Origin of the sequence: Pseudomonas sp. KCJK8993 (assembly GCF_046230915.1) — a bacterium.
Lineage (GTDB): Bacteria > Pseudomonadota > Gammaproteobacteria > Pseudomonadales > Pseudomonadaceae > Aquipseudomonas > Aquipseudomonas piscis.
This window is the reverse complement of sequence record NZ_JBJJLO010000027.1, coordinates 38160-62458: the sequence shown is the minus strand read 5'-3', so window position 1 is coordinate 62458 and position 24299 is coordinate 38160. Positions and strand designations below refer to the sequence as shown.

Annotated in this window: 27 protein-coding genes and 1 riboswitch; of the genes, 7 read left to right on the top strand and 20 right to left on the bottom strand. The window is 63.1% G+C overall.

The genetic code is table 11. The features are described from left to right. Positions 1–630 precede the first annotated feature (630 nt). The 3 genes from ACK6AU_RS11700 (at position 631) to ACK6AU_RS11690 (ending at position 3051) form a co-directional block, all read left to right on the top strand. Positions 631–855, top strand: coding sequence for a hypothetical protein (locus tag ACK6AU_RS11700; protein WP_022640209.1), 225 nt, complete (start codon positions 631–633; stop codon positions 853–855). 270 nt (positions 856–1125) lie between these two features. Then, complete coding sequence (locus tag ACK6AU_RS11695) at positions 1126–1608, top strand: hypothetical protein (RefSeq protein ID WP_185699730.1); 483 nt, start codon at positions 1126–1128, stop codon at positions 1606–1608. A 144-nt stretch (positions 1609–1752) separates the two neighbouring features. Then, positions 1753–3051, top strand: a complete 1299-nt coding sequence (locus ACK6AU_RS11690) for an OmpP1/FadL family transporter (protein WP_185699729.1) — start codon at positions 1753–1755, stop codon at positions 3049–3051. Between the two features lie 98 nt (positions 3052–3149). On the opposite strand, the gene ACK6AU_RS11685 is transcribed toward ACK6AU_RS11690, so the two are convergent. The 14 genes from ACK6AU_RS11685 to cobO form a co-directional block, all read right to left on the bottom strand. Then, positions 3150–3701, bottom strand: a complete 552-nt coding sequence (locus ACK6AU_RS11685) for a glutathione peroxidase (RefSeq protein WP_185699728.1) — start codon at positions 3699–3701, stop codon at positions 3150–3152. A 55-nt stretch (positions 3702–3756) separates the two neighbouring features. Then, positions 3757–3879, bottom strand: coding sequence for a hypothetical protein (locus ACK6AU_RS11680; protein WP_260498004.1), 123 nt, complete (start codon positions 3877–3879; stop codon positions 3757–3759). Further along, positions 3876–5078, bottom strand: a complete 1203-nt coding sequence (locus ACK6AU_RS11675) for an MFS transporter (RefSeq protein ID WP_409299424.1) — start codon at positions 5076–5078, stop codon at positions 3876–3878. The genes ACK6AU_RS11680 and ACK6AU_RS11675 overlap by 4 nt, the downstream gene beginning before the upstream one ends. A gap of 52 nt (positions 5079–5130) precedes the next feature. Next, a complete protein-coding gene (locus ACK6AU_RS11670; protein WP_185699727.1) occupies positions 5131–5535 on the bottom strand; it encodes a MarR family winged helix-turn-helix transcriptional regulator in 405 nt (134 codons plus the stop codon). A 69-nt stretch (positions 5536–5604) separates the two neighbouring features. After that, positions 5605–6336: an adenosylcobinamide-GDP ribazoletransferase gene (locus tag ACK6AU_RS11665; protein ID WP_409299423.1), complete on the bottom strand. Its 732-nt coding sequence runs from the start codon at positions 6334–6336 to the stop codon at positions 5605–5607. A 1-nt stretch (position 6337) separates the two neighbouring features. Further along, positions 6338–6910, bottom strand: coding sequence for an alpha-ribazole phosphatase family protein (gene cobC / locus ACK6AU_RS11660; protein WP_409299421.1), 573 nt, complete (start codon positions 6908–6910; stop codon positions 6338–6340). After that, positions 6907–7962 carry a nicotinate-nucleotide--dimethylbenzimidazole phosphoribosyltransferase gene (gene cobT, locus ACK6AU_RS11655; protein ID WP_409299419.1) on the bottom strand — a complete coding sequence of 352 codons (1056 nt, stop codon included), beginning with the start codon at positions 7960–7962 and terminating at the stop codon, positions 6907–6909. The genes cobC and cobT overlap by 4 nt, the downstream gene beginning before the upstream one ends. After that, positions 7959–8480, bottom strand: coding sequence for a bifunctional adenosylcobinamide kinase/adenosylcobinamide-phosphate guanylyltransferase (cobU, locus tag ACK6AU_RS11650; protein WP_409299417.1), 522 nt, complete (start codon positions 8478–8480; stop codon positions 7959–7961). The genes cobT and cobU overlap by 4 nt, the downstream gene beginning before the upstream one ends. Before the next feature lie 42 nt (positions 8481–8522). Further along, on the bottom strand, positions 8523–9974 hold the full coding sequence (locus ACK6AU_RS11645; RefSeq protein WP_152898719.1) for a cobyric acid synthase: 1452 nt from the start codon (positions 9972–9974) through the stop codon (positions 8523–8525). Further along, a complete protein-coding gene (cobD, locus tag ACK6AU_RS11640; RefSeq protein WP_409299414.1) occupies positions 9971–10963 on the bottom strand; it encodes a threonine-phosphate decarboxylase CobD in 993 nt (330 codons plus the stop codon). Before cobD ends, ACK6AU_RS11645 begins: the two co-directional genes overlap by 4 nt. Then, entirely contained in the window at positions 10956–11864 is a 909-nt protein-coding gene (gene cbiB, locus ACK6AU_RS11635; protein WP_409299412.1) for an adenosylcobinamide-phosphate synthase CbiB, read from the bottom strand. The genes cobD and cbiB overlap by 8 nt, the downstream gene beginning before the upstream one ends. Then, the gene (gene bluB / locus ACK6AU_RS11630; RefSeq protein WP_409299410.1) at positions 11861–12511 is read right to left on the bottom strand and encodes a 5,6-dimethylbenzimidazole synthase; all 651 of its coding nucleotides are present in this window, start codon (positions 12509–12511) and stop codon (positions 11861–11863) included. The genes cbiB and bluB overlap by 4 nt, the downstream gene beginning before the upstream one ends. Next, a complete protein-coding gene (locus ACK6AU_RS11625; RefSeq protein WP_409299408.1) occupies positions 12504–13832 on the bottom strand; it encodes a cobyrinate a,c-diamide synthase in 1329 nt (442 codons plus the stop codon). Before ACK6AU_RS11625 ends, bluB begins: the two co-directional genes overlap by 8 nt. A gap of 10 nt (positions 13833–13842) precedes the next feature. Then, positions 13843–14454 (bottom strand): cob(I)yrinic acid a,c-diamide adenosyltransferase, encoded by a 612-nt coding sequence (cobO, locus tag ACK6AU_RS11620; RefSeq protein ID WP_409299406.1) that lies wholly within the window; start codon positions 14452–14454, stop codon positions 13843–13845. 81 nt (positions 14455–14535) lie between these two features. Beyond that, positions 14536–14772: riboswitch (cobalamin riboswitch) on the bottom strand. Between the two features lie 165 nt (positions 14773–14937). On the opposite strand from cobO, the gene ACK6AU_RS11615 reads away from it, so the two are divergent. Together ACK6AU_RS11615 and ACK6AU_RS11610 are read left to right on the top strand one after the other, a co-directional pair. Beyond that, entirely contained in the window at positions 14938–15519 is a 582-nt protein-coding gene (locus ACK6AU_RS11615) for a hypothetical protein (protein WP_185699719.1), read from the top strand. A 68-nt stretch (positions 15520–15587) separates the two neighbouring features. After that, complete coding sequence (locus ACK6AU_RS11610) at positions 15588–16907, top strand: PQQ-dependent sugar dehydrogenase (protein WP_409299404.1); 1320 nt, start codon at positions 15588–15590, stop codon at positions 16905–16907. Positions 16908–16909: 2 nt separating this feature from the next. Here the strand turns inward: ACK6AU_RS11610 and ACK6AU_RS11605 are convergent, their stop codons facing one another. From ACK6AU_RS11605 to ACK6AU_RS11580, 6 genes are all read right to left on the bottom strand, one after another. Continuing rightward, complete coding sequence (locus ACK6AU_RS11605) at positions 16910–17572, bottom strand: class I SAM-dependent methyltransferase (RefSeq protein ID WP_409299402.1); 663 nt, start codon at positions 17570–17572, stop codon at positions 16910–16912. Positions 17573–17593: 21 nt separating this feature from the next. After that, positions 17594–18127: a C40 family peptidase gene (locus tag ACK6AU_RS11600; protein WP_409299400.1), complete on the bottom strand. Its 534-nt coding sequence runs from the start codon at positions 18125–18127 to the stop codon at positions 17594–17596. 164 nt (positions 18128–18291) lie between these two features. Continuing rightward, a complete protein-coding gene (locus ACK6AU_RS11595) occupies positions 18292–18912 on the bottom strand; it encodes a C40 family peptidase (RefSeq protein ID WP_031320311.1) in 621 nt (206 codons plus the stop codon). 223 nt (positions 18913–19135) lie between these two features. Further along, positions 19136–19840 (bottom strand): DnaA regulatory inactivator Hda, encoded by a 705-nt coding sequence (gene hda / locus ACK6AU_RS11590; protein ID WP_185699715.1) that lies wholly within the window; start codon positions 19838–19840, stop codon positions 19136–19138. A gap of 217 nt (positions 19841–20057) precedes the next feature. Then, the gene (locus ACK6AU_RS11585; protein WP_185699714.1) at positions 20058–21131 is read right to left on the bottom strand and encodes an AI-2E family transporter; all 1074 of its coding nucleotides are present in this window, start codon (positions 21129–21131) and stop codon (positions 20058–20060) included. A gap of 37 nt (positions 21132–21168) precedes the next feature. Next, positions 21169–22212 (bottom strand): DUF2066 domain-containing protein, encoded by a 1044-nt coding sequence (locus tag ACK6AU_RS11580; RefSeq protein WP_409299397.1) that lies wholly within the window; start codon positions 22210–22212, stop codon positions 21169–21171. Positions 22213–22578: 366 nt separating this feature from the next. On the opposite strand from ACK6AU_RS11580, the gene purM reads away from it, so the two are divergent. Together purM and purN are read left to right on the top strand one after the other, a co-directional pair. Continuing rightward, positions 22579–23637, top strand: a complete 1059-nt coding sequence (gene purM, locus ACK6AU_RS11575; protein WP_022640234.1) for a phosphoribosylformylglycinamidine cyclo-ligase — start codon at positions 22579–22581, stop codon at positions 23635–23637. After that, positions 23637–24299 (top strand): phosphoribosylglycinamide formyltransferase, encoded by a 663-nt coding sequence (gene purN, locus ACK6AU_RS11570; protein WP_185699712.1) that lies wholly within the window; start codon positions 23637–23639, stop codon positions 24297–24299. The genes purM and purN overlap by 1 nt, the downstream gene beginning before the upstream one ends.

Sequence of the window (24299 nt, the reverse complement as noted above, 5' to 3'; positions counted from 1 at the left end):
TCTTTCAACCAAAAGACGTCATCCGCGATGCGCAGGGGTCCCTTGGGCCCGGAGATGAGTAAAAGAGACAGGTGCACAACCGTGTTGAAATTGACGCAGGTAACGCACTCTTTTCGTACACGCCCCAAGCTGGAGGTACACCGCCAGTTTCCCGACTCTCGATAAGAATTCACCTAGCACACTTGCGCTCCGCTCCTCAACCCAATAGAATGCGCGCCGTTAGTACCAAGCTGAAAGTCAATTCCGGTCGAACACGTCCCGTCGGCAGCACCTCAAAACGAGCAGAATGCGCCAACATCCAGGACCGACCATCTCGCTGGTTTCCAGATAATGCTCACCACTGCAGCGTCCTTGGAACATTTTCCAGGCCGCGAGTGAGCCCCTTACTCTGACCGAACCAACCTGCAAATTGATCAGGATCTTCACCCTGGGCCCAGAACCTCTGCCCTTGTTGTGCTGCCTGACCTCCTAAGTACCTACCTGCCAGCCTTAGCGCAACTGTAATCAAAGCGCTGCAAACTGGCTGCTTTGTTCCAGACAGGTTCTTCGCCCGGCCCTTGGCGGCCAGCGTTACTGGAACGTTTTAACGTTGCACGGTTCTTATCCGTGTCATTTGTAGGAACAACAATCATGTCTACTCAAATCCAGACTCAAAATGCCATTCGCACCCTGACCAACGCTTTTGCACCACTGAACTGCCTGATCATGGCAACCCGCAAAAACGGTTTCAGCTTCACCCTGGTCAATGAACATGGAATCGCCCGTCACAGCGAACGCCTGTATCCCGACCAGTACTCCAGCGCCGAGCCGTTGCAGGCAGTGATCGAACGCACGCGCCAGGCCCTGGTGGCCTGATCCGGCAAACGCCGAAAAACCCGAAGCCCCGTCACTGTGCGGGGCTTTTTTATGGCTTGTGATTTATCGGCAGCCCCAAGCGAGCAAGCACCAAACGATATAAGGTTTATAACAAGGAGGCGGAAATGTTTTAAAAACAGGCCTTTACAGCACAGATATGACACTACACTTCAACTCAAGCGGCCTGAACCGCTTCCGGCGAATCTGATCTTCCATTAGCTGCCAAGCGCCTTCAGGTTTCGCCGGCCATTTTCAATACTCGAGGGCTTTATGGGTATCGCCGCCAGCGAGTTGTGCCGCTATGTGATACGCCCAACGCTGATGTACCTGGGCAGCCATAGCAAAACCGCTGAAGCCTTGTTATTGGGCATCGCCGCCAGCCAGTCGGAGCTGGGCTCGGCATTGCACGATCGCCGCGGCCATGGGCTGTACCGCATCACTGAACCACGTCACCAAGCCCTCTGGGACCATTACCTGGCACTGGACCCAGAACGAGCCAGCCTGGTTCGCGGATTGGCCAGCCAGCACGCGTTTCTCAGCGGACCGCATCAGGAACTGACCGTCAACCTGCGCTATGCCACGGCGATCGCCTGGTTGCTGGTGGAGGAACAGCGCACCCCACTACCTCCTGCCGACGATTTACTCGGCATGGCCCGTATCTGGAGGAAGACCTTTCAACCACAAGGACGCTTAAGAGATTTCACCTATGCCTGGCAAACCTGCATTTCACCGCTGAGCCAGGTGGCCTGCTGACGAGGACTTTTACAAAATCAGAGAAAAAGCCTGATTTTGGTCGGATTGTCCTACAAAACCACTCTAAATCAACCATTTCCGCCTATAGCGCCAGGACAGAAATGTTGGTAGTTTTCGCCTCGGTGATCATCAGGAGTTCTAATAATGAAAAAAGTAATGCTCAAATCCACCATCGGCCTCGCCGTCGCGATGGCGTCCAGCCAGATTTTCGCCGGCGGCTTCGCACTCAACGAACAAAGCATCAGTGGCATGGGTACCGGTTTTGCCGGTCGTTCGTCCGCTGCCGAAGATGCCAGCACTGTCTATGGCAACCCTGCCGGTATGTCTCGCCTGAAGAAGCAACAAGTCACCGTGGGCGTCGCCGCCATCGACGCAAGCACCGACATCAAGCACACCAGCGGTACTCAGACCGGCACCAACAAAGGTGACATGGTTCCTTTCACAGCGGTGCCAATGGGCTTCTACGTCAGGCCCATCGATGAGCACTGGGCATTCGGCCTGGGGGTCTACGCGCCGTTCGGCCTCGTGACCGACTATGAAAACGATTTCCAAGGCCGCAACTTCGGCAGCAAGAGCGACGTCAAGGTCATAACCCTGCAACCGACCGTCAGCTATGCCTTCAACGACAAGGTCTCGATCGGCTTTGGCCCGACCATCAACCGCATTTCCGGCGTGCTGGAATCTGCCTTGCAGCCGCCATTTTCCCGCAATACCAGTAACGTCAAGATCAAGGGCGACGATACAGCCCTGGGCTACAACATCGGCGTGCTGGTGCAAGCCACCGACACTACCCGTGTCGGTCTGACCTACCATTCCAAAGTCGACTACAAGCTGGAAGGCCATACCGACGTCTACGCTGGCGCAGGCACTGCTGGTGCCGGCACTCCGTTCTCAGTGCTGAAAAGCGAGCGCTACGACGCATCCCTTAAGGTCACTACTCCCGAGTCCTACGACCTGTCCGTTACTCAGGACCTGAACGATGCCTGGAAAGTCTATGCGGGCGCCACCTGGACTCGCTGGAGCCGCCTGAAGGACATCACCGTCAAGAACGAAGGCGTCACCCGCGCCAACGGCGGCGCCTTCGCCCCTGCCGGCCTGAGCACCATCAAGGAAGATCAGAACTGGCATGACACCTGGGCCTACGCACTGGGCACCTCCTATCAGCTCAACAAGCAATGGGTCCTGCGTACCGGTCTAAGCTTCGACCAGGCTCCCACCAACAACACTGACCGTTCGCCGCGCATCCCTACTGGCGACCGGACCATCTTCAGTGTGGGTGCAGGCTGGAGCCCAACCGACGACCTGACCATCGATGTGGCCTATTCCTACCTCAAGGAAGAAAAAGTAAACATCAACCGCCGCAACGCACTCGGCCAGACCTACAACGCCGAGTATGAAAACAGCGCGAACGGTTTCGGTCTCGGCGCGACCTACCGCTTCTAACATTCGACCTCAGGCGTGTGCCTGGCCTATCGAATGCCAAAACAAAAGCCCCGGCATCCTCATGGATCCGGGGCTTTTCTACTTTGCCGAACGGGTAGTCAAGCCCCCGACGCCAGCGCCTTCTCCACCGCTTCGAGCAGCTCCGGATCATCCGGCTTGGTCAGGCTGGAAAAGTTGGCGATCACCTTGCCCTGGCGATCCACCACGTACTTGTAGAAGTTCCACTTCGGCGCGCCGCTCTGCTGCGCCAGCACCTTGAACAGGTGCACCGCATCCGCGCCCTTGACCTTTTGCGGCTCGGTCATGGTGAAGGTCACACCATAGTTGACATAGCAGACCTTGGCGGTTTCGGCACCGTCCCTTGACTCCTGCTTGAAGTCGTTGGACGGCACTCCCACCACCTCCAATCCCTGGTCCTTGTAGCGCTGGTACAAGGCCTCGAGCCCCTTGAACTGCGGGGCGAACCCGCAAAAGCTCGCCGTGTTGACCACCACCAGCGGCTTGCCAGCGAACCGCTGGCACAGATCGATGGATTCCTTGGCGCGCAGCTTGGGCAACGAGCCCTGCAACAACGCCGGACAATCGGCGGCCCAGGTGGAGCCGGCGAAGGTCGCGAGCAAAACGGGAATGGCAAACCAGCGCATGACCATGTCAGGTGTCCTTGAAAAGTCGTCAGATCCCGACGTTACTCGCCCCTGCCGGCGCCTAGCAAGCGCCCAGGCCCAATTGCATCAGCGCCATTCCACTGTGCTGCCAGCCCCACCAGGCCAGCAGCAGTGACAAGGCGACCAAGCCCAGGCCAATCCACCAACCAATACGCGCCTTCATGCGGCGCTGGCCTGCAGGCGCGCCACCGCGCGCTCGCGCACCGGCCAATTGAGCGCAGCGGCCAGCACGCTGAGGAGGATCGCTATCTGCCATATCAGATCGTAGCTGCCGGTCCGGTCATACACCACGCCGCCCAGCCAACCACCAAGGAACGAGCCCAGTTGATGAAACAAGAACACGATCCCACCAAGCATCGACAGGTTCCGCACCCCGAACAGGGTCGCCACCGTACCGTTGGTCAGAGGCACCGTGGACAGCCAGAGAAACCCCATGGCCATGCCGAACAGGTAGGCGCTGGCCTGGGTCACCGGCACCCACAAAAACAGCACGATCACCACCGCCCGCAGCAGGTACAGGCCTGTGAGCAAACGCGGCTTGGAGATTCGCCCGCCCAACCAGCCAGCGGTGTAGGTCCCGAAGATATTGAACAGGCCGATCAGCGCCAGCACCGTGGTGCCCACGGTGGCCGGCAGGTGCTGGTCCACCAGGTAGGCCGGCAAATGCACACCGATGAACACGACCTGGAAACCACAGACGAAGAAGCCGAAGGCCAGCAGCCAGAACCCGGAGTGGGAACAGGCCTCGCGCAATGCTTCCATCAGGCTCTGTTCATGCCCATGGACGGGCAGCGGCTTGTCCTTGAGCATGCTCACTAGCGGCACGATCAGCGCCACCAGCACACCCAGCACCAGCAGCGCCGCCGACCAGCCCAACCAGCCGATCAGGCCCAGGGTGCCCGGCAGCATGGCGAACTGGCCGAAGGAGCCGGCAGCGCTGGCCAGGCCCATGCCCATGCTGCGCTTCTCCGGCGGCAGTGCACGGCCAACCACACCCAGGATCACCGAGAACGAAGTACCGGACAGGCCGATACCGATCAGCAGCCCGGCACTCAGGGACAGCGACAAGGGCGAGTCCGCCATTCCCATGCAAACCAGGCCCACGGCGTACAGCACGCCGCCGATAAGTACCACCTTCGCCGCACCGAAGCGATCAGCCAGGGCCCCGGTGAATGGCTGAGCCAGGCCCCAGATCAGGTTCTGCAAGGCAATGGCGAAGGCGAAGACCTCGCGCCCCCAACCGAACTGCGCACTCATGGGCGGCAGGAACAGGCCGAAGCCATGCCTGATCCCCAGCGACAAGGCCAGGATCAACGCGCTGCCAAGAAGTACCCAACTGCTGGTACGCCACATCAATGACATTTTTATTCTCCGTCTACGGGTATATACCCGCTTATGTTCGAACGAACCGGCCTCAGGCCAGTTCGTTCAGCAAGGCCAACAGGGTTTCACGTTTCTCCATCCCCAGGCGATCGATCAGTCGCTGCTGGGCGGCCTCCCACGCCGGCAAGGCCGCAGCCAGGCGCTCATGCCCCGCCTCGGTCAGCTGCACCAGGCGATTGCGCTGATCGTCGCCCTCGACCAGGCGCACCAGACCCGAGGCCTCCAATACCCGCACATTGCGCCCCAGGGTGCTGCGATCCAGGCCCATGGCCTCGGCCAGGCTGGAGATACTCGGCTGCTCGAGGCGCAGCAGGTTGTTCAGCAAGGAATACTGGGCGACGTTGATCCCGAAGCCATCGAGGGCGCCGTCGTAGAACCTGCTGACGCCACGCGCGGCGCGACGCAGGTTGGTGCACAAACATTGGGAGGGAAGCATGATGCGTGTATATACCCGCGAAAATTCCAGGACAACTGTTTTCAATAAAAATGCTGCTTGGCATCTGCCTCAGGCTAGAGCCAGGGCCAGCAGCACCGCCGTCTCCAGCAACTCCAGCAAGGCGCCGGCGGTATCACCGGTGGTACCGCCCAAGCGCCGCAGCATCAGTTGGCGCAACCAGCAGAACACCACCAGGGCCAGCAACAGCGCCAACAAGCCGTGGTATCCCCCCAGCAACAGGCAACCCAGGGTACTCAGGGCCAGCACTTGCCTGCCCGCCAGGCGCGGCAAATGATCGGCCAGGGCCTGGCCCAGACCGCCGGCACGCACATAGGGCGTACTGAGGAACAGGCCAAGCAAGGCCGCGCGTCCGATCAACGGCGCCAGTAGCAGAGCCACAGCTTGTTGCTGCTCGATCAGGGCCACCAGCGCCGCGAACTTGAGCAGCAGGACCAGCACCAGGGTAACCACGGCAATCGGCCCGCTGCGCGGATCCTTCATGATGCTCAGGGTGCGCTCGCGATCACCGAAGCCGCCCAGCCAGGCGTCGGCGCTATCGGCCAGGCCATCCAGGTGCAGTCCGCCGCTGAGCAAGACCCAGGCAGCCAGCAACAAGGCTGCGTGCAGCAGCGGCGCAGCGCCACTGAGCAAGGCATCCAATGCCCACAGCAAGACGCCGAACAGCAACCCCACCAGCGGATAGAACAACAACGAGCGCCCCAGCTGCTCGGGCTGCGGCATGCCCGGCAAGCGGATCGGCAAGCTGCTGAGGAACTGCAAGGCAATCCAGAACGGCAGCATCTCAGCCCTCCTCGCTCATCCGTCCCGCAGCCACTGTCAGGCCGAACCAGGCACCATGGCCCACTTCGACATTGAGCAACTGTTCACGGGGCAGCCCGCGGGCCCTGGCCAACAAAAAGCGCATCACACCGCCATGGCTGATCAGCAGCACCCGCCGCCCGGCATGGGCCTGGTACAGGCGGTCGATCGCTGCCAGCACCCGTTGTGAAAAGCGCTCTACCGGCTCGCCTCCAGGCGGGGTGAAACCATAGGGGTCGGACCAGAAACGCCCCAGGCCCTCGGCGTCGGTTTGCATCAGGGCTGCCGTGCTCCGCCCTTCCCAGTCACCGAAGTGCAGTTCCTTGAGACCCGGTTCCAGCACCAGCGGCAGTTGCAGGCGCGCCGTCAGTTGCTCGGCAAAACTTGCGCAACGCTGCAACGGCGAGCTGACCACCAGGTCCCAGGGGCCGCGCCCCTCGACCCCGGCATGCATCTGCTGCCAGCCCCGCTCGGTCAAGGCGTCGTCCAGGCTGCCCCGCAGGCCGCCACCAGACTCGGTCTCACCGTGGCGCAGAAGGTCCAGGCGCAACGTCATGCCGGACGATCCGCCACGGCCGCTTCGGCGAAAGTCGCCATCTGCCCGTGCAGGTCGCAGGCCAGGCGCAGCAAGGGCACCGCCAGCGCCGCACCACTGCCTTCTCCCAGGCGCAGGCCCAGGTCCAGCAGCGGATCGGCCTCGAGCACTTGCAGCACATGCCGGTGCCCAGGTTCGGCTCCCTGGTGGGCGAACAGCAACCAGGGGCGGCAGCCTGGATTCAAACGCACCGCCACTAGTGCCGCGACGCTGCAAATGAAGCCGTCCACCAGCACCGCGATGCCCTCCTGGGCACAGGCCAGGTAGGCGCCGGCCAAGGCCGCGATCTCGAAACCGCCAAGGTCTTGCAGCGCTTGCCAGGCATCACCGCGCGCCCCCTGGTGCAAGGCAAGGGCTCGTTCGATGACCTGGGCCTTGTGGCTGACGCCCGCGGCGTTCAGCCCGGTACCTGGCCCGGCCAGCTGCGTTACCGGAATGTCCAGCAAGGCGCAGGCGATGGCGCTGGCGGCCGTGGTATTGCCGATCCCCATTTCCCCGCCGATGAACAACTGGGCGCCCTGCCCCCGGGCACGTAGCGCACTATCACGACCGGCCTGCAGCGCCTGCTCGAGCTGGGCCCGGGTCATGGCCGGGCCCTGGAGGAAGTTCGCCGTGCCCAGCCCCAGGTTCAGGTGGCGCACTCCAGGCAGCTCCAGGTTCGGCGTCACGGTGCCCAGGTCCACCACTTCCAGCTGCGCCGCCAACTGGCGGGCCAGCACGCTGATCGCGGCGCCACCCTTGACGAAGTTCAGCAGCATCTGGCCGGTCACTTCCTGCGGATAGGCCGACACACCTTCGGCCACCACCCCGTGATCACCGGCGAAGAGGGTGATCCACAGCTGCTCGATGGCGGGCTTGAGCCGGCCTTGCAAGCCCGCCAGGCGCACGGCCAGCGGCTCCAGCTGGCCCAGCGAGCCGGCCGGTTTGGTCAGCTGCTGCTGCCGTGCCAGGGCCTGCTCCACCACTTGGCTATCAATGGACTTGCACAGGTTCTGCCACCAGGAATTGCTCATAACGCGGGTCCTTTCAAAGTCAGGGGCAGGCCAGCCACCGTCAGCACCACTCGCTGACAGCGCTCGGCCAGGGCTTGATGCAGCCAACCGGCTTCATCCACATAGCGGCGAGTCAATTCGCCCAGCGGCACGACACCCATTCCGGTCTCGTTGCTGACAAAGATAATGTCTCCCGGCAGCTCGGCCACGCATTGCAGCAAGGCCTCGCGCTCGGCACAAAGGCGCTGCTGGTCTTCGAGCATCAGCAGGTTGGTCAACCACAGGGTCAGGCAGTCCACCAACAGGCAGCGCCCCGGACTGGCCGCCTGGCGCAGTACCCGGGCCAGCTCCAGGGGCTCTTCGACCAGCCCCCAGTGCGCCGGACGGCGTTCGCGATGACGGGCGATACGCTGGTTCATCTCGCCGTCCAACGGTTGGCTGGTGGCGATATAGGTCACTTCCAGCGCACTGTCGCTGGCCAGTTTCTCGGCCAGGCGGCTCTTGCCGGAGCGGGCACCACCGAGGATCAGTTGCAACATGCTTGGGCACCTCTGAAAAGAAAACCGCACACGGCTGCGTGCCTACAGGCCACAAAGCCGGCGCAATGCGGCGGTATCCAGGTGGCGCTCCACCAGGTCCGCCAGGCGTTCGATATCGCGCTCGCGCAGGCCGTGGTAATCCACCTGCTGGACATCCTCCAGGCCGGCCCAGCGCAACAGCGCGCCGCAGGCCGCTGGCGTCTCGAACAGGCCGTGCAGGTAGGTGGCGAGGATCTGCCCGTCGGCACTGCGGGCGCCGTCGCTGCGACCATCGTCCAGGCGCACTGCCGCCTGTTCCAGGGCTGGGCCACGACTGACTCCGGCATGGATCTCGTAGCCGCTGACCGCGGCGTCTTCCAGGGTCAGGCGCCCACTGACGTTACGCAGCTGCTTTTGCGCCTCCAGCACGGTTTCGAAAGCCAGCAGGCCCAGGCCCGGGCTGGAGCCCGCGGCACCTTCCAGGCCCAGTGGGTCGTGCAATTGCTCGCCGAGCATCTGCAGGCCGCCGCAGATGCCCAGGAGCTTGCCGCCGTAGCGCAGGTGCCGGGCGATGGCCTGTTCCCAGCCATTGGCCCGCAGGTAGGCGAGATCGCCGCGCACGCTTTTCGAGCCGGGGAGAATGATCAGGTCGGCGGCGGGTATCGCCTGCCCGGGCCCGATGAATTGCAGGTCTACCTGGGGATGCAGGCGCAGCGGATCGAAGTCCGTATGGTTGCTGATGCGCGGCAGCACCGGCACCACCACCTTGAGCAGTTGCTCGACCTTGCCGGCCTGGCGCTGGTCGATGCCGTCCTCGGCCTCCAGGTGCAGGTCCATGACATAGGGCAACACCCCGAGTACCGGCTTACCGGTGCGCTGCTCCAGCCAATCCAGGCCCGGTTGCAGCAGGGCGATGTCGCCGCGAAAGCGGTTGATGATGAAGCCCTTGACCCGCGCCTGCTCGCTGGGTGAAAGCAGCTCCAGGGTGCCCACCAGGTGGGCGAACACTCCGCCACGATTGATGTCGGCGATCAGCAGCACCGGACAATCCACCGCCTCGGCAAACCCCATGTTGGCGATGTCGCCGGCCCGCAGGTTGATCTCGGCCGGGGAACCGGCGCCCTCGACCATCACCACCTGGTACGCCTGGCGCAGTCGCTGGTGGGAAGCCAGCACCGCTTGCATGGCGATGGCCTTGTAGTCGTGATAGGCCACGGCATTCATGGTGGTCACCGCACGACCATGGATGATCACCTGGGAGCCCGTATCGCTGTTGGGCTTGAGCAACACCGGGTTCATGTCGGTATGGGGCGCGAGGTTGGCGGCCTGGGCCTGGACTGCCTGGGCCCGGCCGATCTCGCCGCCATCGGCGGTCACCGCGCTGTTGAGCGCCATGTTCTGCGGCTTGAACGGCACCACGCTGATCCCCTGGCGCAACAGCCAGCGGCACAGCGCGGTCACCAGGGTGCTCTTGCCCGCGTCCGATGTGGTGCCCTGCACCATCAGCGTGGTCATGGGTAGTCCTTACGATAAGCCTGCAAGGCCTGCTCCAGGCGGGCGCACTCGGCCTCGTCGGCAGGCAGGCCGAAACGCAGGCTGCTGTTGTGGGCGAACAGGCGCAGGAGAATGCCGCGCCGGGCCATGAAGTGATAGAGGCGCTCAGCCTCGTCGGTGATCAGCCATTGGAACAGCGCGCAACCGCCCTGGGGCTTGAAGCCGTAACGCTGCAACACCTCCACCAACTGCTGGCTGGCGGCCTCGCTGCGCTGGCGCTGGCGGGCATGGCCGGCGACATCCCGCAGGCAAGCCTGCCCCAGGACCCGGGTCGGGCCACTGACAGCCCAGGGTCCCACCTGCTCGGCCAACAGCCGCAACAGCCGATGCTCGGCCAGGACGAATCCCAGGCGCACCCCGGCCAGGCCGAAGAACTTGCCGAACGAACGCAGGACGATCAACCCCACCTGGTGGGCATGGCTGGCCAGGCTCAGCTCAGGCGTGTTGTCCATGAAGGCTTCGTCCACCACCAGCCAGCCACCGCGCTGGACCAGGCGTGCGTGCCACTCCAGCAGGCGCTCGGGGCTCAGGCTCAGGCCCGTGGGATTGTTGGGATTGACCACCACCAGCACATCGAGACTGTCGAGAAAGAAGTCGACTTCCTGCTCCAGCACTTCGCGTACCCGATAGCCACTGCGACGCCAGGCTTCGGCGTGCTCGGCATAACAGGGCGACAGCACCCCGACCTTGCCGGTGCGACGCAAACGCGGCAGCAGCTGGATCGCCGCCTGGGAACCGGCCACCGGCAATACTTCGTTGGCGCCGTAATAGGCACAGGCCGCCTGCTCCAGGCCGTCGTCGGTTTCCGGCAGGCGGGCCCAGGCACGCAGCGGAATCTGCGGCAACGCGAAAGGCCAGGGGGCCAGGCCGCTTGACAGATCCAGCCAGTCCTCTTCGGCGATGCCATGTTCCTGGGCCGCCCTGCGCAAACGCCCACCGTGCTCAAGCATAGAATTGCGCCCCCAGGCAAAGAATCAGCAACCACAGCCATACCCCACGCTGCACCAGCTGCCAGCCACCATCGATGGACCCGGCGCTGGCCGCTTCCCCCTCACCCAATTGCGGGCGCTGGTGCAGTTCGCCGTGATAGATCGCCGGGCCGCCCAGCTCGACCCCGAGGGCTCCAGCACCGGCGGCCATCACCGGACCGGCATTGGGGCTGTCCCAGGTCGGACCCTGGCGATACCAGCATTTGAAGGCCAGCCGGGTCTTGCCCAGCAAGGCGTAGGTCAGGGCCACCAGGCGCGCCGGAATATAGTTGAGCAGATCGTCGATCCGCGCAGCAGCCCAGCCGAAACGCTCGAAGCGCTCGTTGCGGTAACCCCACATCGCATCCAGGGTGTTGCTCAGACGATAGAGCACCACCCCGGGCGCACCGGCCACGGCGAACCAGAACAAGGCGGCGAACACCGCATCGCTGCCGTTCTCCAGCACGGACTCGGTGGCCGCGCGCGCCACGGCGGGGGCATCCAGCTCGCTGGTCTGGCGGCTCACCAGGAAACCCACCCGCCGCCGCGCCTCATCCAGGTCATCGCTACGCAGGGCCTGGGCCACCGGCTCGACATGCTCGCCAAGGCTGCGCAGCCCCAAAGCACAATACAGCGCCAGGACTTCCACCAACCAGCCGATACAGGGGAGCCAGGACAAGGCCGTGGCCAACAGGGTGAGAGGCAGGACCGCCAGGACCCAGGCCGTGACGCCATGACTGCGCCAACCTCGTCCGCCGGCGTTGAAACGTTGCTCGATGCGATCCGCCAAGCTCCCGAAGGCCACCAGTGGATGCCAGCGCTTGGGCTCGCCCAGCAGCGCATCCAGCGCCACCCCGGCGACACTCAGCAACGCCACGCTCATTGACTCACTCCCCAGTAATTTTCATACAGCAATTCATTCAATGGCCGGGGCTGGGCCCAGCCCTCCAGCGCGAGCATCGGCGCCGCATAGAACTCGGTGACCGGCCCCAGGCACAGCACGGCCAGGGGCTTAGCACCTTCGGGCAAGCCCAGGAGATTGGCCAGGGCCTGGGGCTCGAACAGCGATACCCAACCCATGCCCAACCCTTCGCTGCGCGCCGCCAGCCAGAGGTTCTGGACGGCGCAGGACAGGGAGGCGAGGTCCATTTCCGGCAGGGTCCGGCGACCGAAGACATGCCGTTCCCGGCCGTCCATCAACGCCGCCACCAGCAATTCGGCGCACTCGTTGATGCCTTCGACCTTGAGCTTCATGAACTCGTCGGAACGCTCCCCCAGCGCCTCGGCGGTACGTACCCGCTCTTCTTCCACCAACTGCCGGATGTTGTCCCGCAGCGCACGGTCACTGATGCGGATAAACCGCCAGGGCTGCATCAGGCCAACGCTAGGGGCCTGGTGCGCGGCCTCCAGCAGGCGCTGCAACAGCTCGGGAGCAACACTGCCGCCGGCGAAATGCCGCATGTCACGACGCTCGGCAATAGCACGATAGACCGCCTCGCGCTCGGCCGCGGAAAACGCCTGCTCAATCACACGCCAGGCCCTCGGCGACCCCTGGCCGGGGCGCGAACAACGCTGCCACCGCCACAGGATTGGATGGGAAGTAGAAGTGCACATAGGAGGCGGTCATGCGCCCGTCGCGATACACCGCCTCGGCACCCCGCCCCCCATTGGGGCTCGCCCCCCGGGCGATGGGCGCAAGTTCGGTACTGGTCAGGGAGTGATGGTAGGTGTGCCCGCGCAGACGGCCCTCCGGCAGGTCCACCGCTTGCAAGGCCAAGGCCGCCAGGCGCTTCTGCATCACCGCCTCGCCGGGCAGCAGCCCCAAGAGTTCGGCACGCTGGCCCTCGACATCGGTCAGGGCATCGAGCAGGTACAGCATCCCGCCGCATTCAGCGAGCAGCGGCTTGCCGGCGGCGTGATGGGCACGGATGGCCGCAAGCATGCCGCTATTGCTGGCCAGCGCCTGATGGTGCAGCTCGGGGTAACCGCCGGGCAGATACAGGCTGTCGGCCACCGGCAGCTCACGATCATGGATCGGCGAGAAGAAACTCAGCTGCGCGCCCATGGCCCGCAGCAGGTCGAGGCTGGCGCCGTAGGTGAAGGCGAATGCCTCATCCCGCGCCACGGCGATCCGCACGCCCTCCAGCAGCGGCTCGCAGGACGCCGGGGCCGGCGCGGCAAACCCCACCGCCGGCGGCAACGCCACCTGGCAACTGCTGGCCAGGGCCTCGGCAGCGGCATCCAGGCGCAGATCCAGGTCATTGAGTTCATTGGCCTGGACCAGGCCCAGGTGGCGACTGGGCAGCTCGATCGAGGTTTCCCGAGACAAGGCCCCGTACCAGCGCAACCCTTCGGTCAGGCTGCCTTCGAGCAGTTGCGCATGGCGCAAGGTCCCCACCCGGTTGGCCAGCACGCCGGCGAACGGCAGGTCCGGCTGGTAGCGCGCCAGGCCCAGGGCCAGGGCGCCGAAAGTCTGGGCCATGGCGGTGCCATCGATCACCCCCAGCACCGGCACGCCGAAATGCCGGGCCAGGTCGGCGCTCGATGGCGTGCCATCGAACAACCCCATAACGCCTTCGATGAGGATCAGGTCGGCCTCGCCGGCGGCCTCCCACAGCAAGCGGCGGCTTTCCTGCTCGCCCACCATCCACATGTCCAGCTGGTACACCGGGGCACCGCTGGCACGCTCGAGAATCATCGGATCGAGAAAATCCGGACCGCACTTGAACACCCGCACCTTGCGCCCCTGGTTACGGTGCAGGCGCGCCAGGGCGGCAGTCACGGTGGTCTTGCCCTGGCCGGATGCCGGAGCGGCGATCAATACCGCCGGGCAATGACGAACATCATTCATGGGTTCACGCTCACAGCTCGATGCCCTTCTGCGCCTTGATACCGGCCTGGAAGGCGTGCTTGACCATGCCCATTTCGGTGACGGTGTCGGCCAGCTCGAGCATTTCCGGCTTGGCCCCGCGCCCGGTCACCACCACGTGCTGCATCGGCGGACGGGCCTGCAGGTCGCTGAGCACCTGATCCAGGTCCAGGTAACCATGCTTGAGGGCGATGTTCAGCTCATCGAGTACCACCAGGCCGATCTGCGGATCGCGCAACAGCTCCCGGGAAACCGCCCAGGCGGCCTCGGCGGCGGCGATGTCGCGCTGGCGGTCCTGGGTCTCCCAAGTGAAGCCCTCGCCCATCACATGGAACCGCACCTGCTCGGGAAAGCGCCGGAAGAACAGCTCTTCGCCAGTGCTTTCGCGGCCCTTGATGAACTGCACCACGCCACAGCGCATGCCATGGCCCATGGACCGTGCCAGCATGCCGAAGGCCGAACTGCTCTTGCCTTTGCCGTTGCCGGTCAGGACCAGCAACAGCCCGCATTCATTGGGCGAGTTGGCGATACGCTCGTCGATCACCGCTTTTTTGCGCAGCATGCGCGCCAGATGACGTTCGTCACGCTCGAGGGATTCACTCATGGAGCAGCTCTCCGTTGGGGCTTGGGGAACGGGGGGCAGGAATGGAAAACGGACGGCGCAAGCCTGGCATCGCCCACCGTGATGCCGTTGGATGGATCAGGCCGGTCTCCGGGCTCGTGAGCGGCATCACTGCCGGACTGCGCGCCTTCCCATGCCTGCTTCGACACAGTGGCACTCGCGCAATCTTGACTCACCTACCGTTGCGGGGGCAGCGCCGGAATCGTCGCCGGCTCCATCGCTGGAACGGGCCCTGACCGGCTTCCCTGTTTCACTCTGTCGACCCAGGAGTCACAGAGCACCTGAAACAAGTCGCGAAGGTTAGAGGGTTGGGGATGGAGCGTCAATGAAGCGGCCCGCCGCACCCAACGGAAAACTGCACTGCATCAACAAACTGACGCCAATCTTGTGCCACACTGAAAGCAGTGATATCAAATAGCCACTTTCAGGACATGACGTCCATCACAACAATAAGGGGTGAGTTCGATGCAAGGCATGATCATCAGCAATCCAAGGCTGGAATTCCTGCGACCGATGCTGGAGCGCTGGTTCGATTGCATTGACCGCTACAACGCGATTCGCGGCGATAACGAAACCCCATATTGGTTCGACGAACAAGCCAACCTGGGGCTGCTCTCAGCCGCAGCCTGGATGGCCGAGATGGTGACCCTGGAACGCAGCCCCAGCAAGAAACAGCTCGAAGAAGGCGCGCGCAATGCCCACACCGACCTGTACCTGGCCACCCAGGAAGAACGCGCCTATATCCAAGCCACCCAGCGCTGGCCAAGGGTCAACAGCCTGAACCTGACCCAGGCACTGCTGGATATCGCCAATGCAGCGAAGACCATCAGCTACGCCAGCGACCTGAAGCTTGGCTGCCTGTTCGTCGCACCTCAAAAGGCCCAGCACAGCGCGACTCCCGAAGAACTGCAAGACATGCTCGACGACCTGCAGAAGGAGCACTGCTGCGCCGTGGCCTGGTATTTCCCCTATGCCTATCGCAAGCTGCACAACGAAGCCGGCCACTACCACCCTGGGGTGGCGGCCTTGTTCAAGGAGGCTCGCTGAACGGAAGGAACCCCAGGGCCCCATGCTTCTCTATGATTGAACATTCGCGCATTCATAGGGACATCAGCATGCTCAAGCCTCGCCATACCTTGCTCATCGCCATCGCCGCCGGTCTCGCCGCCTGCGGCGAAACCTCCAGCCTGCAGGTTGCAGACGGTACCGGCCCCAACCCCAAGTTGCCGGAGCCCAACCCCACCCTGATCCCCACCCTGAATATCGCACCGGCCATCGGCTGGCCCGAGGGAGCGAAACCGCTGGCCGCCAACGGGACCCAGGTCAGCGCCTTCGCCGAGCATCTCGATCATCCTCGCTGGCTTTATGTCCTGCCTAACGGGGACGTGCTGGTGGCGGAAACCAACGCCCCGCCCAAACCGGACGACAGCCGGGGCATCCGCGGCTGGGTAGCCGGCAAGGTGATGGGGCGCGCCGGGGCCACGGTTCCCAGCGCCAACCGCATCACCCTGCTGCGCGATGCCGACCATGACGGCGTGGCGGAGACTCGCAGCGTCTTCCTGGAGAACCTCAACTCGCCCTTCGGCATGACCCTGGTGGGCAACGACCTGTATGTAGCCGATACCGACAAGCTGCTGCGCTTCCCCTACCAGAACGGTGACACCAGGATCAGCGCCGGCGCCACCAAGGTCGTGGACCTGCCCGGCGGCACGCTGAATCACCACTGGACCAAGAATGTCATCGCCAGCAAGGATGGCAGCAAGCTGTATGTCACCGTCGGCTCGAACAGCAATGTCGGCGAAAACGGCCTGGACAAGGAAGAAGGCCGGGCGGCGATCTGGGAAGTGGACCGTGCCAGCGGCCAGCATCGCTTGTTCGCCACCGGCCTGCGCAACCCCAATGGCCTGGCCTGGGAGCCAGTCAGCGGAGCCCTCTGGACAGCAGTGAACGAACGGGACGAGATCGGCAGCGACCTGGTGCCCGACTACATCACATCGGTCAAGGATGGCGCCTTCTACGGCTGGCCCTTCAGCTACTACGGCCAGCATGTGGACGTGCGGGTCAAACCCCAGGATCCGGCACTGGTGGCCAAGGCAATCTCCCCGGACTACGCCGTGGGGCCGCACACGGCCTCGCTGGGCCTGGCGTTCGCCACTGGCAGCAAGCTGCCCGCGCCCTTCACCGAAGGCGCCTTCATCGGCCAGCACGGTTCCTGGAACCGCAAGCCCCACAGTGGCTACAAGGTGCTCTTCGTACCCTTCAGCGGCGGCAAACCCCAAGGACAGCCGATCGACCTGCTCAGCGGCTTTCTAGATGCTGACAAGAACGCCATGGGGCGCCCGGTGGGAGTGGTGATCGACCAGCAAGAGGCCCTGCTGGTCGCCGATGACGTCGGCAACAAGATCTGGCGCGTGAGCGCTGCCAAGAAGCCCTGATCTCAGCGCTTGCGGCACAGGGTCAGGCTGTCCCCCAGGGGCAGCAACGACAGATCGATACGCGGGTCATCCTTGAGGGCACGATTGAGCGCCTGGATGGCCCGGGTATCCTCGCTGGCAGGAGCGACCTCCAACACCCGCCCACTCCACAAGGTGTTATCGAACACGACCAGGCCCGCGGTGCGCAGCAAGCGCAAGGCAGACTCCAGGTAAACCGGGTAATTGGCCTTGTCGGCATCGATGAAGATCAGGTCGAAAGAACCAGCCTGCCCCTGTTGCTCCAGGCTGGCCAGGGTTTCCAGGGCAGGCGCCAGACGCAGATCGATACGCTGCTGGACTCCGGCCTCCTGCCAGTAACGGCGGGCAGTGGCGTTGTAGTCCCCAGGAAGATCACAGCAGAGCAGAGAACCATCCCCAGGTAGCGCCTGGGCCATGCACAAGGCGCTGTAGCCGGTGAAGGTACCAACCTCCAGCACGCGGCGAGCACCGACCAGCTTGATCAACAGGGCGAGGAACTGCCCCTGCTCCGGCGCAACCTGCCAGCGCGCAGTGGGCAAGGCCTGGGTTTCATCCCGCAGACGACGCAGCAGAGGCGTTTCACGCAGGGACACATCCAGCAGGTACTGGTAGAGGGCATCGTCGAGATTGAGCGTACGAGCAGTCACGAACACCTCGACAAGAAAAGATTAAGGGTTGTGCGCCAGGTGTTCCGGCTGCAACACGCGCTTGGCGCTCAGGTAGGCTTTCTGCCAGTAGGCCTTGGACAGGCTGTCGAGCTTCACCGTGCCGCCGGTGGCCGGGGCATGCACGAAACGCCCTTCCCCGACGTAGATCCCGGCATGACTGACCTGGGAGCCGCCATTGGTGGCGAAGAAGATCAGGTCGCCGGTCTGCAAGGCATTCTTGCCGACGTCCGGCGCCTGCATGCCGATCATTTCCCGGGTCGAGCGTGGCAGCGAGATACCTGCAGCATCACGATACACATAGCCGATCAGGCCGCTGCAATCGAACCCGGAGTCCGGAGTGTTGCCACCCCAGCGATAAGGCGTACCCACCAGGCCCAGGGCGCGGAACAGCACGTCTTCGGCAACCGGTGAAAAGGTCTGTGGGGAATTGAATACCGGAGCCCGCACCACGGGCGCAGGTGGCGGAGTACGGCTGGCGCAGGCGCTGAGCAGCGCGGCGAGGACAACAAGAGCGATACGGGCCGAGGTCGACATAAGCTGGACAATCCTGATCGGGATGCGGCTTTCTCTGCCGTGGTACTGAAAACAAAACCGCGTAAGCAGGGCTTACGCGGTTTGTTTCAACAATAGATCAGGATTCTAGCGCCTACACGCGAAACTTCAAGTAAGACTTTAACTTCGCCCTACAAACAGTCTGCTTATTTGCGTGCGGTGACCACGGTCGGAGCCATGGCGAGTGCACGCTTGGCTTCGATGAAGGTCTTGCTCCAGTAGCTGTCGCCCAGGCTATCGACCCGCACACCGCCACTGCGACGGCTGCTGGAGTGGATAAACTGGTCGTCGCCCAGATAGATACCGGCATGACTGACGCGCCCGCGGCCATTGGTGCTGAAGAACAGCAGGTCGCCTGGCTTGAGGTTGTTGCGCGCGACCAATGGGGCCTTGACGTTGATCATCTCGCGAGTGGAGCGCGGCAGGTTCATGCCAGCCTCTTCGCGGAACAGGTAGCCGATGAAACCGCTGCAATCGAAGCCGGCTTCGGAGCTACCACCGAAACGGTAGCGGGTACCGATCAGGGACATGCCGCGCTCTAGGATGCTGTCGGCCAGAACTGGCAACTGGTAAGGCTTGCTGTCAGCGAATTCTGCCAGTTCCTTTTCAGTTGCCAGCTCTTCCTGGTAGACCGCGGAAGACTGGTTGGTAGTGGTGACTTTAGCCTGCTGTACGACTTGCTGCTGCGACACCGGGGCATGAGAGGCGCAGCCAAACAACAGGGTAACGAGTGCGAGAGGCACGAGGGGTGCGAAGCGATTTAGCATGGGCACGACCGTGGCTTGTTATAAAAGAAGAAGCGACTATGCCTTCTATCGCTCTCATTTGCAAATTCAATCGATCAGAATGTGACTTATGAGTTTCTTCAGTACATCTAAGGCTTTAAGCCCGTTTAAACGCCATCGGCCTGTGGAAACCCTTCCAAAGGCACATTTTCTGGCGCCTGGAATATGCCAAAACCCGACCAAAGGTCGCTTCTAGCCGCTGGGTTCACCAACCCAGGGTTTCCTTCAAGAAAGGAATTGTCAGCTTGCGCTGGGCCTGGAGCGAAGCCTGGTCAAGGCGCTCCAGCAACTCGAACAAAGCACTCATGCTCCGGGTACCCCGGGTCAGGATGAAATGCCCAACTTCATCGGTCAGGTGCAGGCCACGCCGGGACGCCCGCAACTGCAAGGCCCTCAGCTTGTCTTCATCGGAAAGTGCGCGCATCTGGAAGATCAACGCCAGGGTCAGGCGCGACTTGAGGTCCGCCAGCTTCACCGGCAACTCCCGCGGAGATGTCGAGGCTGCGATCAGCAGGCGTCGTCCGCTGTCGCGCAAGCGATTGAACAGATGGAACAAGGCCTCTTCCCAGTCGGCCTTACCGGCCACGACCTGCAGATCGTCCAGGCATACCAGTTCGTATTGCTCGAGGTGGTCCAGGATCTCGATCCCGCGATCCAGAAGCTCCGCCAGCGGAAGGTATACAGCCGGCTCTCCCAATTGCTCGAAACGCAAACAAGCCGCTTGCAACAAATGAGTACGCCCCACACCATCCTTGCCCCAGAGGTAGATCAGGCTCTCGGTCCAGCCGGCATCGGCTTCGCAGAGGCGCTCGACGTAGCCGAGTGCTGCGGCATTGGCGCCTGGATAGTAGTTGATGAAGGTGGCGTCATCACGCAGACGCACACCCAGGGGCAGCTGAATCGGTTTCATGCTGGCTGAACAGTTCCAAACGAACCGTTAGTGGCCTCTGTGTAAATTTTGCAAAGTTTATACCCGTGACGCCGAGCGCACAATGCAGCAGACCACAAGCAAAATCAAAGGTTTGCGTGAGCCGAAAGCCCTGTGGATGGCTTCCTTGACAGTCAGGGATCGCTGCGCGACCGCCGACCTGAAGGGGCACCAGCACCCGATGCCCCTGCTCTTCGTGCTACAGATCGGGTTCCTGCGCTCCACTATAGAGGTTCGAATCCTTATACAAGTCATGTATATGGCGTACGAGCACCATGATCACCGCAGCCACCGGCAACGCTAGCAGCACTCCGGTGAAACCGAACAACTCCCCGCCAGCCAGGATGGCGAAGATGACTGCCACCGGGTGCAAGCCGATGCGGTCGCCAACCAACAACGGAGTGAGCACCATCCCCTCCAGCGCCTGCCCCACCATGAATACTGCGACGATGCCGATCATGGGATACAAGTCGCCACCGAACTGGAACAGGCCTGCGATCAACGCAGCACCGATACCGATGATGAACCCCATGTAGGGCACGATGGCCGCGAGCCCGGCGATCAAGCCGATCAGCAGGCCCAGTTCGAGCCCCACCAGCATCAACCCGGCGGCATAGATCATGCCCAGAGCCACCATGACCAGCAGTTGGCCACGCACAAAGGCACCCAGCACTTCATGGCACTCGCCTGCCAGGGACACCACCTGCTCTTCACGATCCCGCGGCAGCAGGCTGCGGACCTTGGCCATCATCAGGTCCCAGTCACGCAGCAGATAAAAACTGACCACCGGAATCAACACCAGGTTGGCCAACCAGCCGATCAGCGCCAAGCCGGAGGCCGTGGCCTGGCTCAGCACCACGCCGACGATGTCCGTGGTCTGCCCCATGTGCTCGCTGATGGCAGCCTTGACCTTGTCGAACTTCCAGAAACCATCCGCCAGCCCTAACCGGGACTGGACCCAGGGCATGGCCGTGTGCTGGACCCAATCGAGCATTTGCGGCGCCAACTCATAGAGGCGCACCAACTGCCTGGCCAGCATGGGCACCAGCACCAGCAACAGCGCCATCACGATCAGGGTGAACAAGGCGAAGACCGCCACCACCCCCCAAGTGCGCGACAAACCCCACTTCTCCAGGCGATCCACCAAGGGATCGAACATATACGCCAGCAACAGCGCGACCAGGAACGGACTGAGGATCGGATGCAGCAGGTAAAGGAACCCGCAGACCAACAGCGCCACGCCCAACCAGATCCAACGACGGGTATCACCCATAAAGCACTCCTGCTTCTATATAGAAGGAAACCACCCGCTACCAACGAAAACGCAGTTGCGCGCCAGAGTCTGGAAAGGCCGCCGGCGTACTGCCTTCGACTCCCGTGGCAGGCAACGATTGCGCTTGCCCGGCGGGAATTTCCTGCAACTTGGCCAGGGACAGCTGCGCACGCAGCTGCTCGGCGCTGCCATTGACTCGATAGACGATCCGATCGCCATCGACGCTGCGCAACTGCGCACCAAAAGGCTCCAGCAAATGGCCGAGACTCGCATAACGCTCCAGGTTCATGCCTTGCACCTCCAGCAATTGTTCGCTGGAAACACCTGGACGCGTGACGAAGCGCGGCGCCAGGCGCTGGCTCACGGCCAGCAACACTGCGTCGGCCAAGGCGCCGGTATCAGCCCCCTGGACCGTCCCCTGCTCCTTCTGGTCGCCCAGCCACAAGCGCCATTTGGCCTGCCACTGGCCACCCTCTTCACGGGCATGCACCGCCAGCAGCGCATCCGCGCCGTATCGCTCCGACGCCTCGCGCAGTGGCGCTGGATCGGCTCCCTCGAGATTAGGCGCAGTAGCGACGATCTGTTCATTGAGGTCCCCCAGCGGCAAGCGCAGCGGCAATCCGCGATGCTGGGCGGCTCGCCGCAAAGGCTCGGCACTGGCCTGGCCATCGCCCACCAGGGTCGAGCCCTCGGTGGAATCGCTCAGCCACCAGCCGAGGATCGACGGCCGATTGCTCCCCCACAGCGACAAGCCGGCCTGGCGCAAGGCGCGGTCGGTACTGGCCGGATCGAAGTCCACCTGTAGGCTCTCCGGCGGCCCGGCGTCGTAGCCGTACTGGCTGATGATCTGCTGCGGGTCCTTGCGGACTTCCGCCAGTCCCGGCCCCTGGGCCGCCTTGGCATCGCCGGTGAGGCGCAGCACCAGGGTCTCAAGGGCGCGCTGGGTGGCCTGGTCGCGTTCCTGGGGCGACTGGCTGCTCACCGGCTCGCGCACCTGATACAAGCCATTGAGGGTTTCGGCATGACTCACCAGGCTGGCCAACGACAAGCAGCCCACAAATAGAAATTGACCCAGACGCATGGAAGATTCTCGATGACAAAAACGATTGAAACAGCGCGCATGCATCGCTGCGAACAAGGCTGTGACCACAAGCCCTGGCAAAACATTCACCGTCGCCGGACGATTTTCGCACTGTCATGACGACAACCAATCAAGCGCTATACCTTATACAGGCTAGGGCGCAACCACCAATATGGGCGATCCCGGTTTTTTTAGCAGGATATGCCTCTACCCGTCGGCCCGAGGATGGCCGCTGCCCCTCAAGCCTGATAAAATCGCGCGCCTTCGCAGACCGCCATCAGCGGGTCCCTCGAAGCACAGTCCCAGTGCTTCAGCGGGCTCATTGGTTCGGTCGATATCCCTGAATCCCCTTAAAGGCCTGGATCAATGAGCAAGCAACCCTCCCTGAGCTACAAAGACGCCGGTGTAGACATCGACGCCGGCGAAGCACTGGTCGAACGCATCAAGGGCGTCGCCAAGCGCACCGCACGCCCTGAAGTCATGGGTGGCCTGGGCGGCTTCGGCGCCCTCTGCGAGATCCCGGCCGGCTACAAGCAGCCAGTACTGGTCTCCGGCACCGACGGCGTCGGTACCAAGCTGCGCCTGGCACTGAACCTGAACAAGCACGACAGCATCGGCCAGGACCTGGTCGCCATGTGCGTCAACGACCTGGTGGTGTGCGGTGCCGAGCCGCTGTTCTTCCTCGATTACTACGCCACCGGCAAGCTCAACGTCGACGTGGCTGCCACCGTGGTCACCGGCATCGGCGCCGGCTGCGAGCTGGCCGGCTGCTCCCTGGTCGGTGGTGAAACCGCCGAGATGCCAGGCATGTACGAAGGCGAGGACTACGACCTGGCAGGCTTCTGCGTCGGTGTGGTGGAAAAGGCCGAGATCATCGACGGCTCGAAAGTGGTCACCGGTGATGCGCTGATCGCCCTGCCCTCTTCCGGCCCGCACTCCAACGGCTACTCGCTGATCCGCAAGATCCTCGAAGTTTCCGGCACCGACATCGACAACACCCAGCTGGACGGCAAGCCACTGGCCGACCTGCTGATGGCCCCGACCCGCATCTACGTGAAACCGCTGCTCAAGCTGATCAAGGACACCGGCGCGGTCAAGGCCATGGCCCACATCACCGGCGGCGGCCTGCTGGACAACATTCCGCGCGTGCTGCCAAAAGGCGCCCAGGCCGTGGTTGACGTGGCCAGCTGGCAACGTCCGGCGGTCTTCGACTTCCTGCAGGAAAAAGGCAACGTCGACGAGCATGAAATGCACCGCGTGCTGAACTGCGGCGTGGGCATGGTCATCTGCGTAGCCCAGGACCAGGTCGACAACGCCCTGAACGTGCTGCGTGCAGCCGGCGAGCAACCTTGGGTCATCGGCCAGATCGCCAATGCTGCCGAGGGCGCGGCCCAGGTCGAGCTGAAGAACCTCAAGGCCCACTGATGCAAGAGCGGAAGTCGCCGACCTGTGATGTTGTGGTGCTGCTGTCCGGCACCGGCAGTAACCTGCAAGCGCTGATCGACAACGCGCGGACCGACGACAGTCCGGTCCGCATCGCTGCAGTGATCTCCAATCGCGCCGACGCCTACGGGCTGCAACGCGCCAAGGAAGCGGGCATCGCTACCCGCTGCCTCGATCACACCACCTTCGAGGGCCGCGAGGCCTTCGACCAGGCACTGATCGAACTGATCGACACCTTCCAACCGAAGCTGGTAGTACTGGCCGGATTCATGCGCATCCTCAGCGCAGGCTTCGTCCGCCACTACCAGGGTCGCCTGTTGAATATCCACCCTTCGCTGCTACCTAAATACAAAGGGTTACACACTCACCAGCGGGCCCTGGAAGCCGGAGACCCGGAACATGGCTGCAGCGTGCACTTCGTCACCGAGGAACTCGATGGCGGGCCTCTGGTCGTACAGGCTGTGATCCCGGTAGAGTTGCACGACTCGCCCCAGAGCCTGGCACAGCGAGTGCACGTCCAGGAACACCGGATTTACCCAATGGCCGTACGTTGGTTTGCCGAAGGTCGGCTAGCCCTTGGCGACCAAGGTGCTTTACTGGACGGCAAATTACTGGCCGCCAGCGGTTACTTGATTCGAACCTAG

Bases quoted from the DNA above. Each gene is read 5' to 3' on its own strand.
- ACK6AU_RS11700 (WP_022640209.1), top strand. From the start codon at position 631: ATGTCTACTCAAATCCAGACTCAAAATGCCATTCGCACCCTGACCAAC.
- ACK6AU_RS11695 (WP_185699730.1), top strand. From the start codon at position 1,126: ATGGGTATCGCCGCCAGCGAGTTGTGCCGCTATGTGATACGCCCAACG.
- ACK6AU_RS11690 (WP_185699729.1), top strand. From the start codon at position 1,753: ATGAAAAAAGTAATGCTCAAATCCACCATCGGCCTCGCCGTCGCGATG.
- ACK6AU_RS11685 (WP_185699728.1), bottom strand. From the start codon at position 3,701: ATGGTCATGCGCTGGTTTGCCATTCCCGTTTTGCTCGCGACCTTCGCC.
- ACK6AU_RS11680 (WP_260498004.1), bottom strand. From the start codon at position 3,879: ATGAAGGCGCGTATTGGTTGGTGGATTGGCCTGGGCTTGGTCGCCTTG.
- ACK6AU_RS11675 (WP_409299424.1), bottom strand. From the start codon at position 5,078: ATGTCATTGATGTGGCGTACCAGCAGTTGGGTACTTCTTGGCAGCGCG.
- ACK6AU_RS11670 (WP_185699727.1), bottom strand. From the start codon at position 5,535: ATGCTTCCCTCCCAATGTTTGTGCACCAACCTGCGTCGCGCCGCGCGT.
- ACK6AU_RS11665 (WP_409299423.1), bottom strand. From the start codon at position 6,336: ATGCTGCCGTTCTGGATTGCCTTGCAGTTCCTCAGCAGCTTGCCGATC.
- cobC (WP_409299421.1), bottom strand. From the start codon at position 6,910: ATGACGTTGCGCCTGGACCTTCTGCGCCACGGTGAGACCGAGTCTGGT.
- cobT (WP_409299419.1), bottom strand. From the start codon at position 7,962: ATGAGCAATTCCTGGTGGCAGAACCTGTGCAAGTCCATTGATAGCCAA.
- cobU (WP_409299417.1), bottom strand. From the start codon at position 8,480: ATGTTGCAACTGATCCTCGGTGGTGCCCGCTCCGGCAAGAGCCGCCTG.
- ACK6AU_RS11645 (WP_152898719.1), bottom strand. From the start codon at position 9,974: ATGACCACGCTGATGGTGCAGGGCACCACATCGGACGCGGGCAAGAGC.
- cobD (WP_409299414.1), bottom strand. From the start codon at position 10,963: ATGCTTGAGCACGGTGGGCGTTTGCGCAGGGCGGCCCAGGAACATGGC.
- cbiB (WP_409299412.1), bottom strand. From the start codon at position 11,864: ATGAGCGTGGCGTTGCTGAGTGTCGCCGGGGTGGCGCTGGATGCGCTG.
- ACK6AU_RS11625 (WP_409299408.1), bottom strand. From the start codon at position 13,832: ATGAATGATGTTCGTCATTGCCCGGCGGTATTGATCGCCGCTCCGGCA.
- cobO (WP_409299406.1), bottom strand. From the start codon at position 14,454: ATGAGTGAATCCCTCGAGCGTGACGAACGTCATCTGGCGCGCATGCTG.
- ACK6AU_RS11615 (WP_185699719.1), top strand. From the start codon at position 14,938: ATGCAAGGCATGATCATCAGCAATCCAAGGCTGGAATTCCTGCGACCG.
- ACK6AU_RS11610 (WP_409299404.1), top strand. From the start codon at position 15,588: ATGCTCAAGCCTCGCCATACCTTGCTCATCGCCATCGCCGCCGGTCTC.
- ACK6AU_RS11600 (WP_409299400.1), bottom strand. From the start codon at position 18,127: ATGTCGACCTCGGCCCGTATCGCTCTTGTTGTCCTCGCCGCGCTGCTC.
- ACK6AU_RS11595 (WP_031320311.1), bottom strand. From the start codon at position 18,912: ATGCTAAATCGCTTCGCACCCCTCGTGCCTCTCGCACTCGTTACCCTG.
- hda (WP_185699715.1), bottom strand. From the start codon at position 19,840: ATGAAACCGATTCAGCTGCCCCTGGGTGTGCGTCTGCGTGATGACGCC.
- ACK6AU_RS11585 (WP_185699714.1), bottom strand. From the start codon at position 21,131: ATGGGTGATACCCGTCGTTGGATCTGGTTGGGCGTGGCGCTGTTGGTC.
- ACK6AU_RS11580 (WP_409299397.1), bottom strand. From the start codon at position 22,212: ATGCGTCTGGGTCAATTTCTATTTGTGGGCTGCTTGTCGTTGGCCAGC.
- purM (WP_022640234.1), top strand. From the start codon at position 22,579: ATGAGCAAGCAACCCTCCCTGAGCTACAAAGACGCCGGTGTAGACATC.
- purN (WP_185699712.1), top strand. From the start codon at position 23,637: ATGCAAGAGCGGAAGTCGCCGACCTGTGATGTTGTGGTGCTGCTGTCC.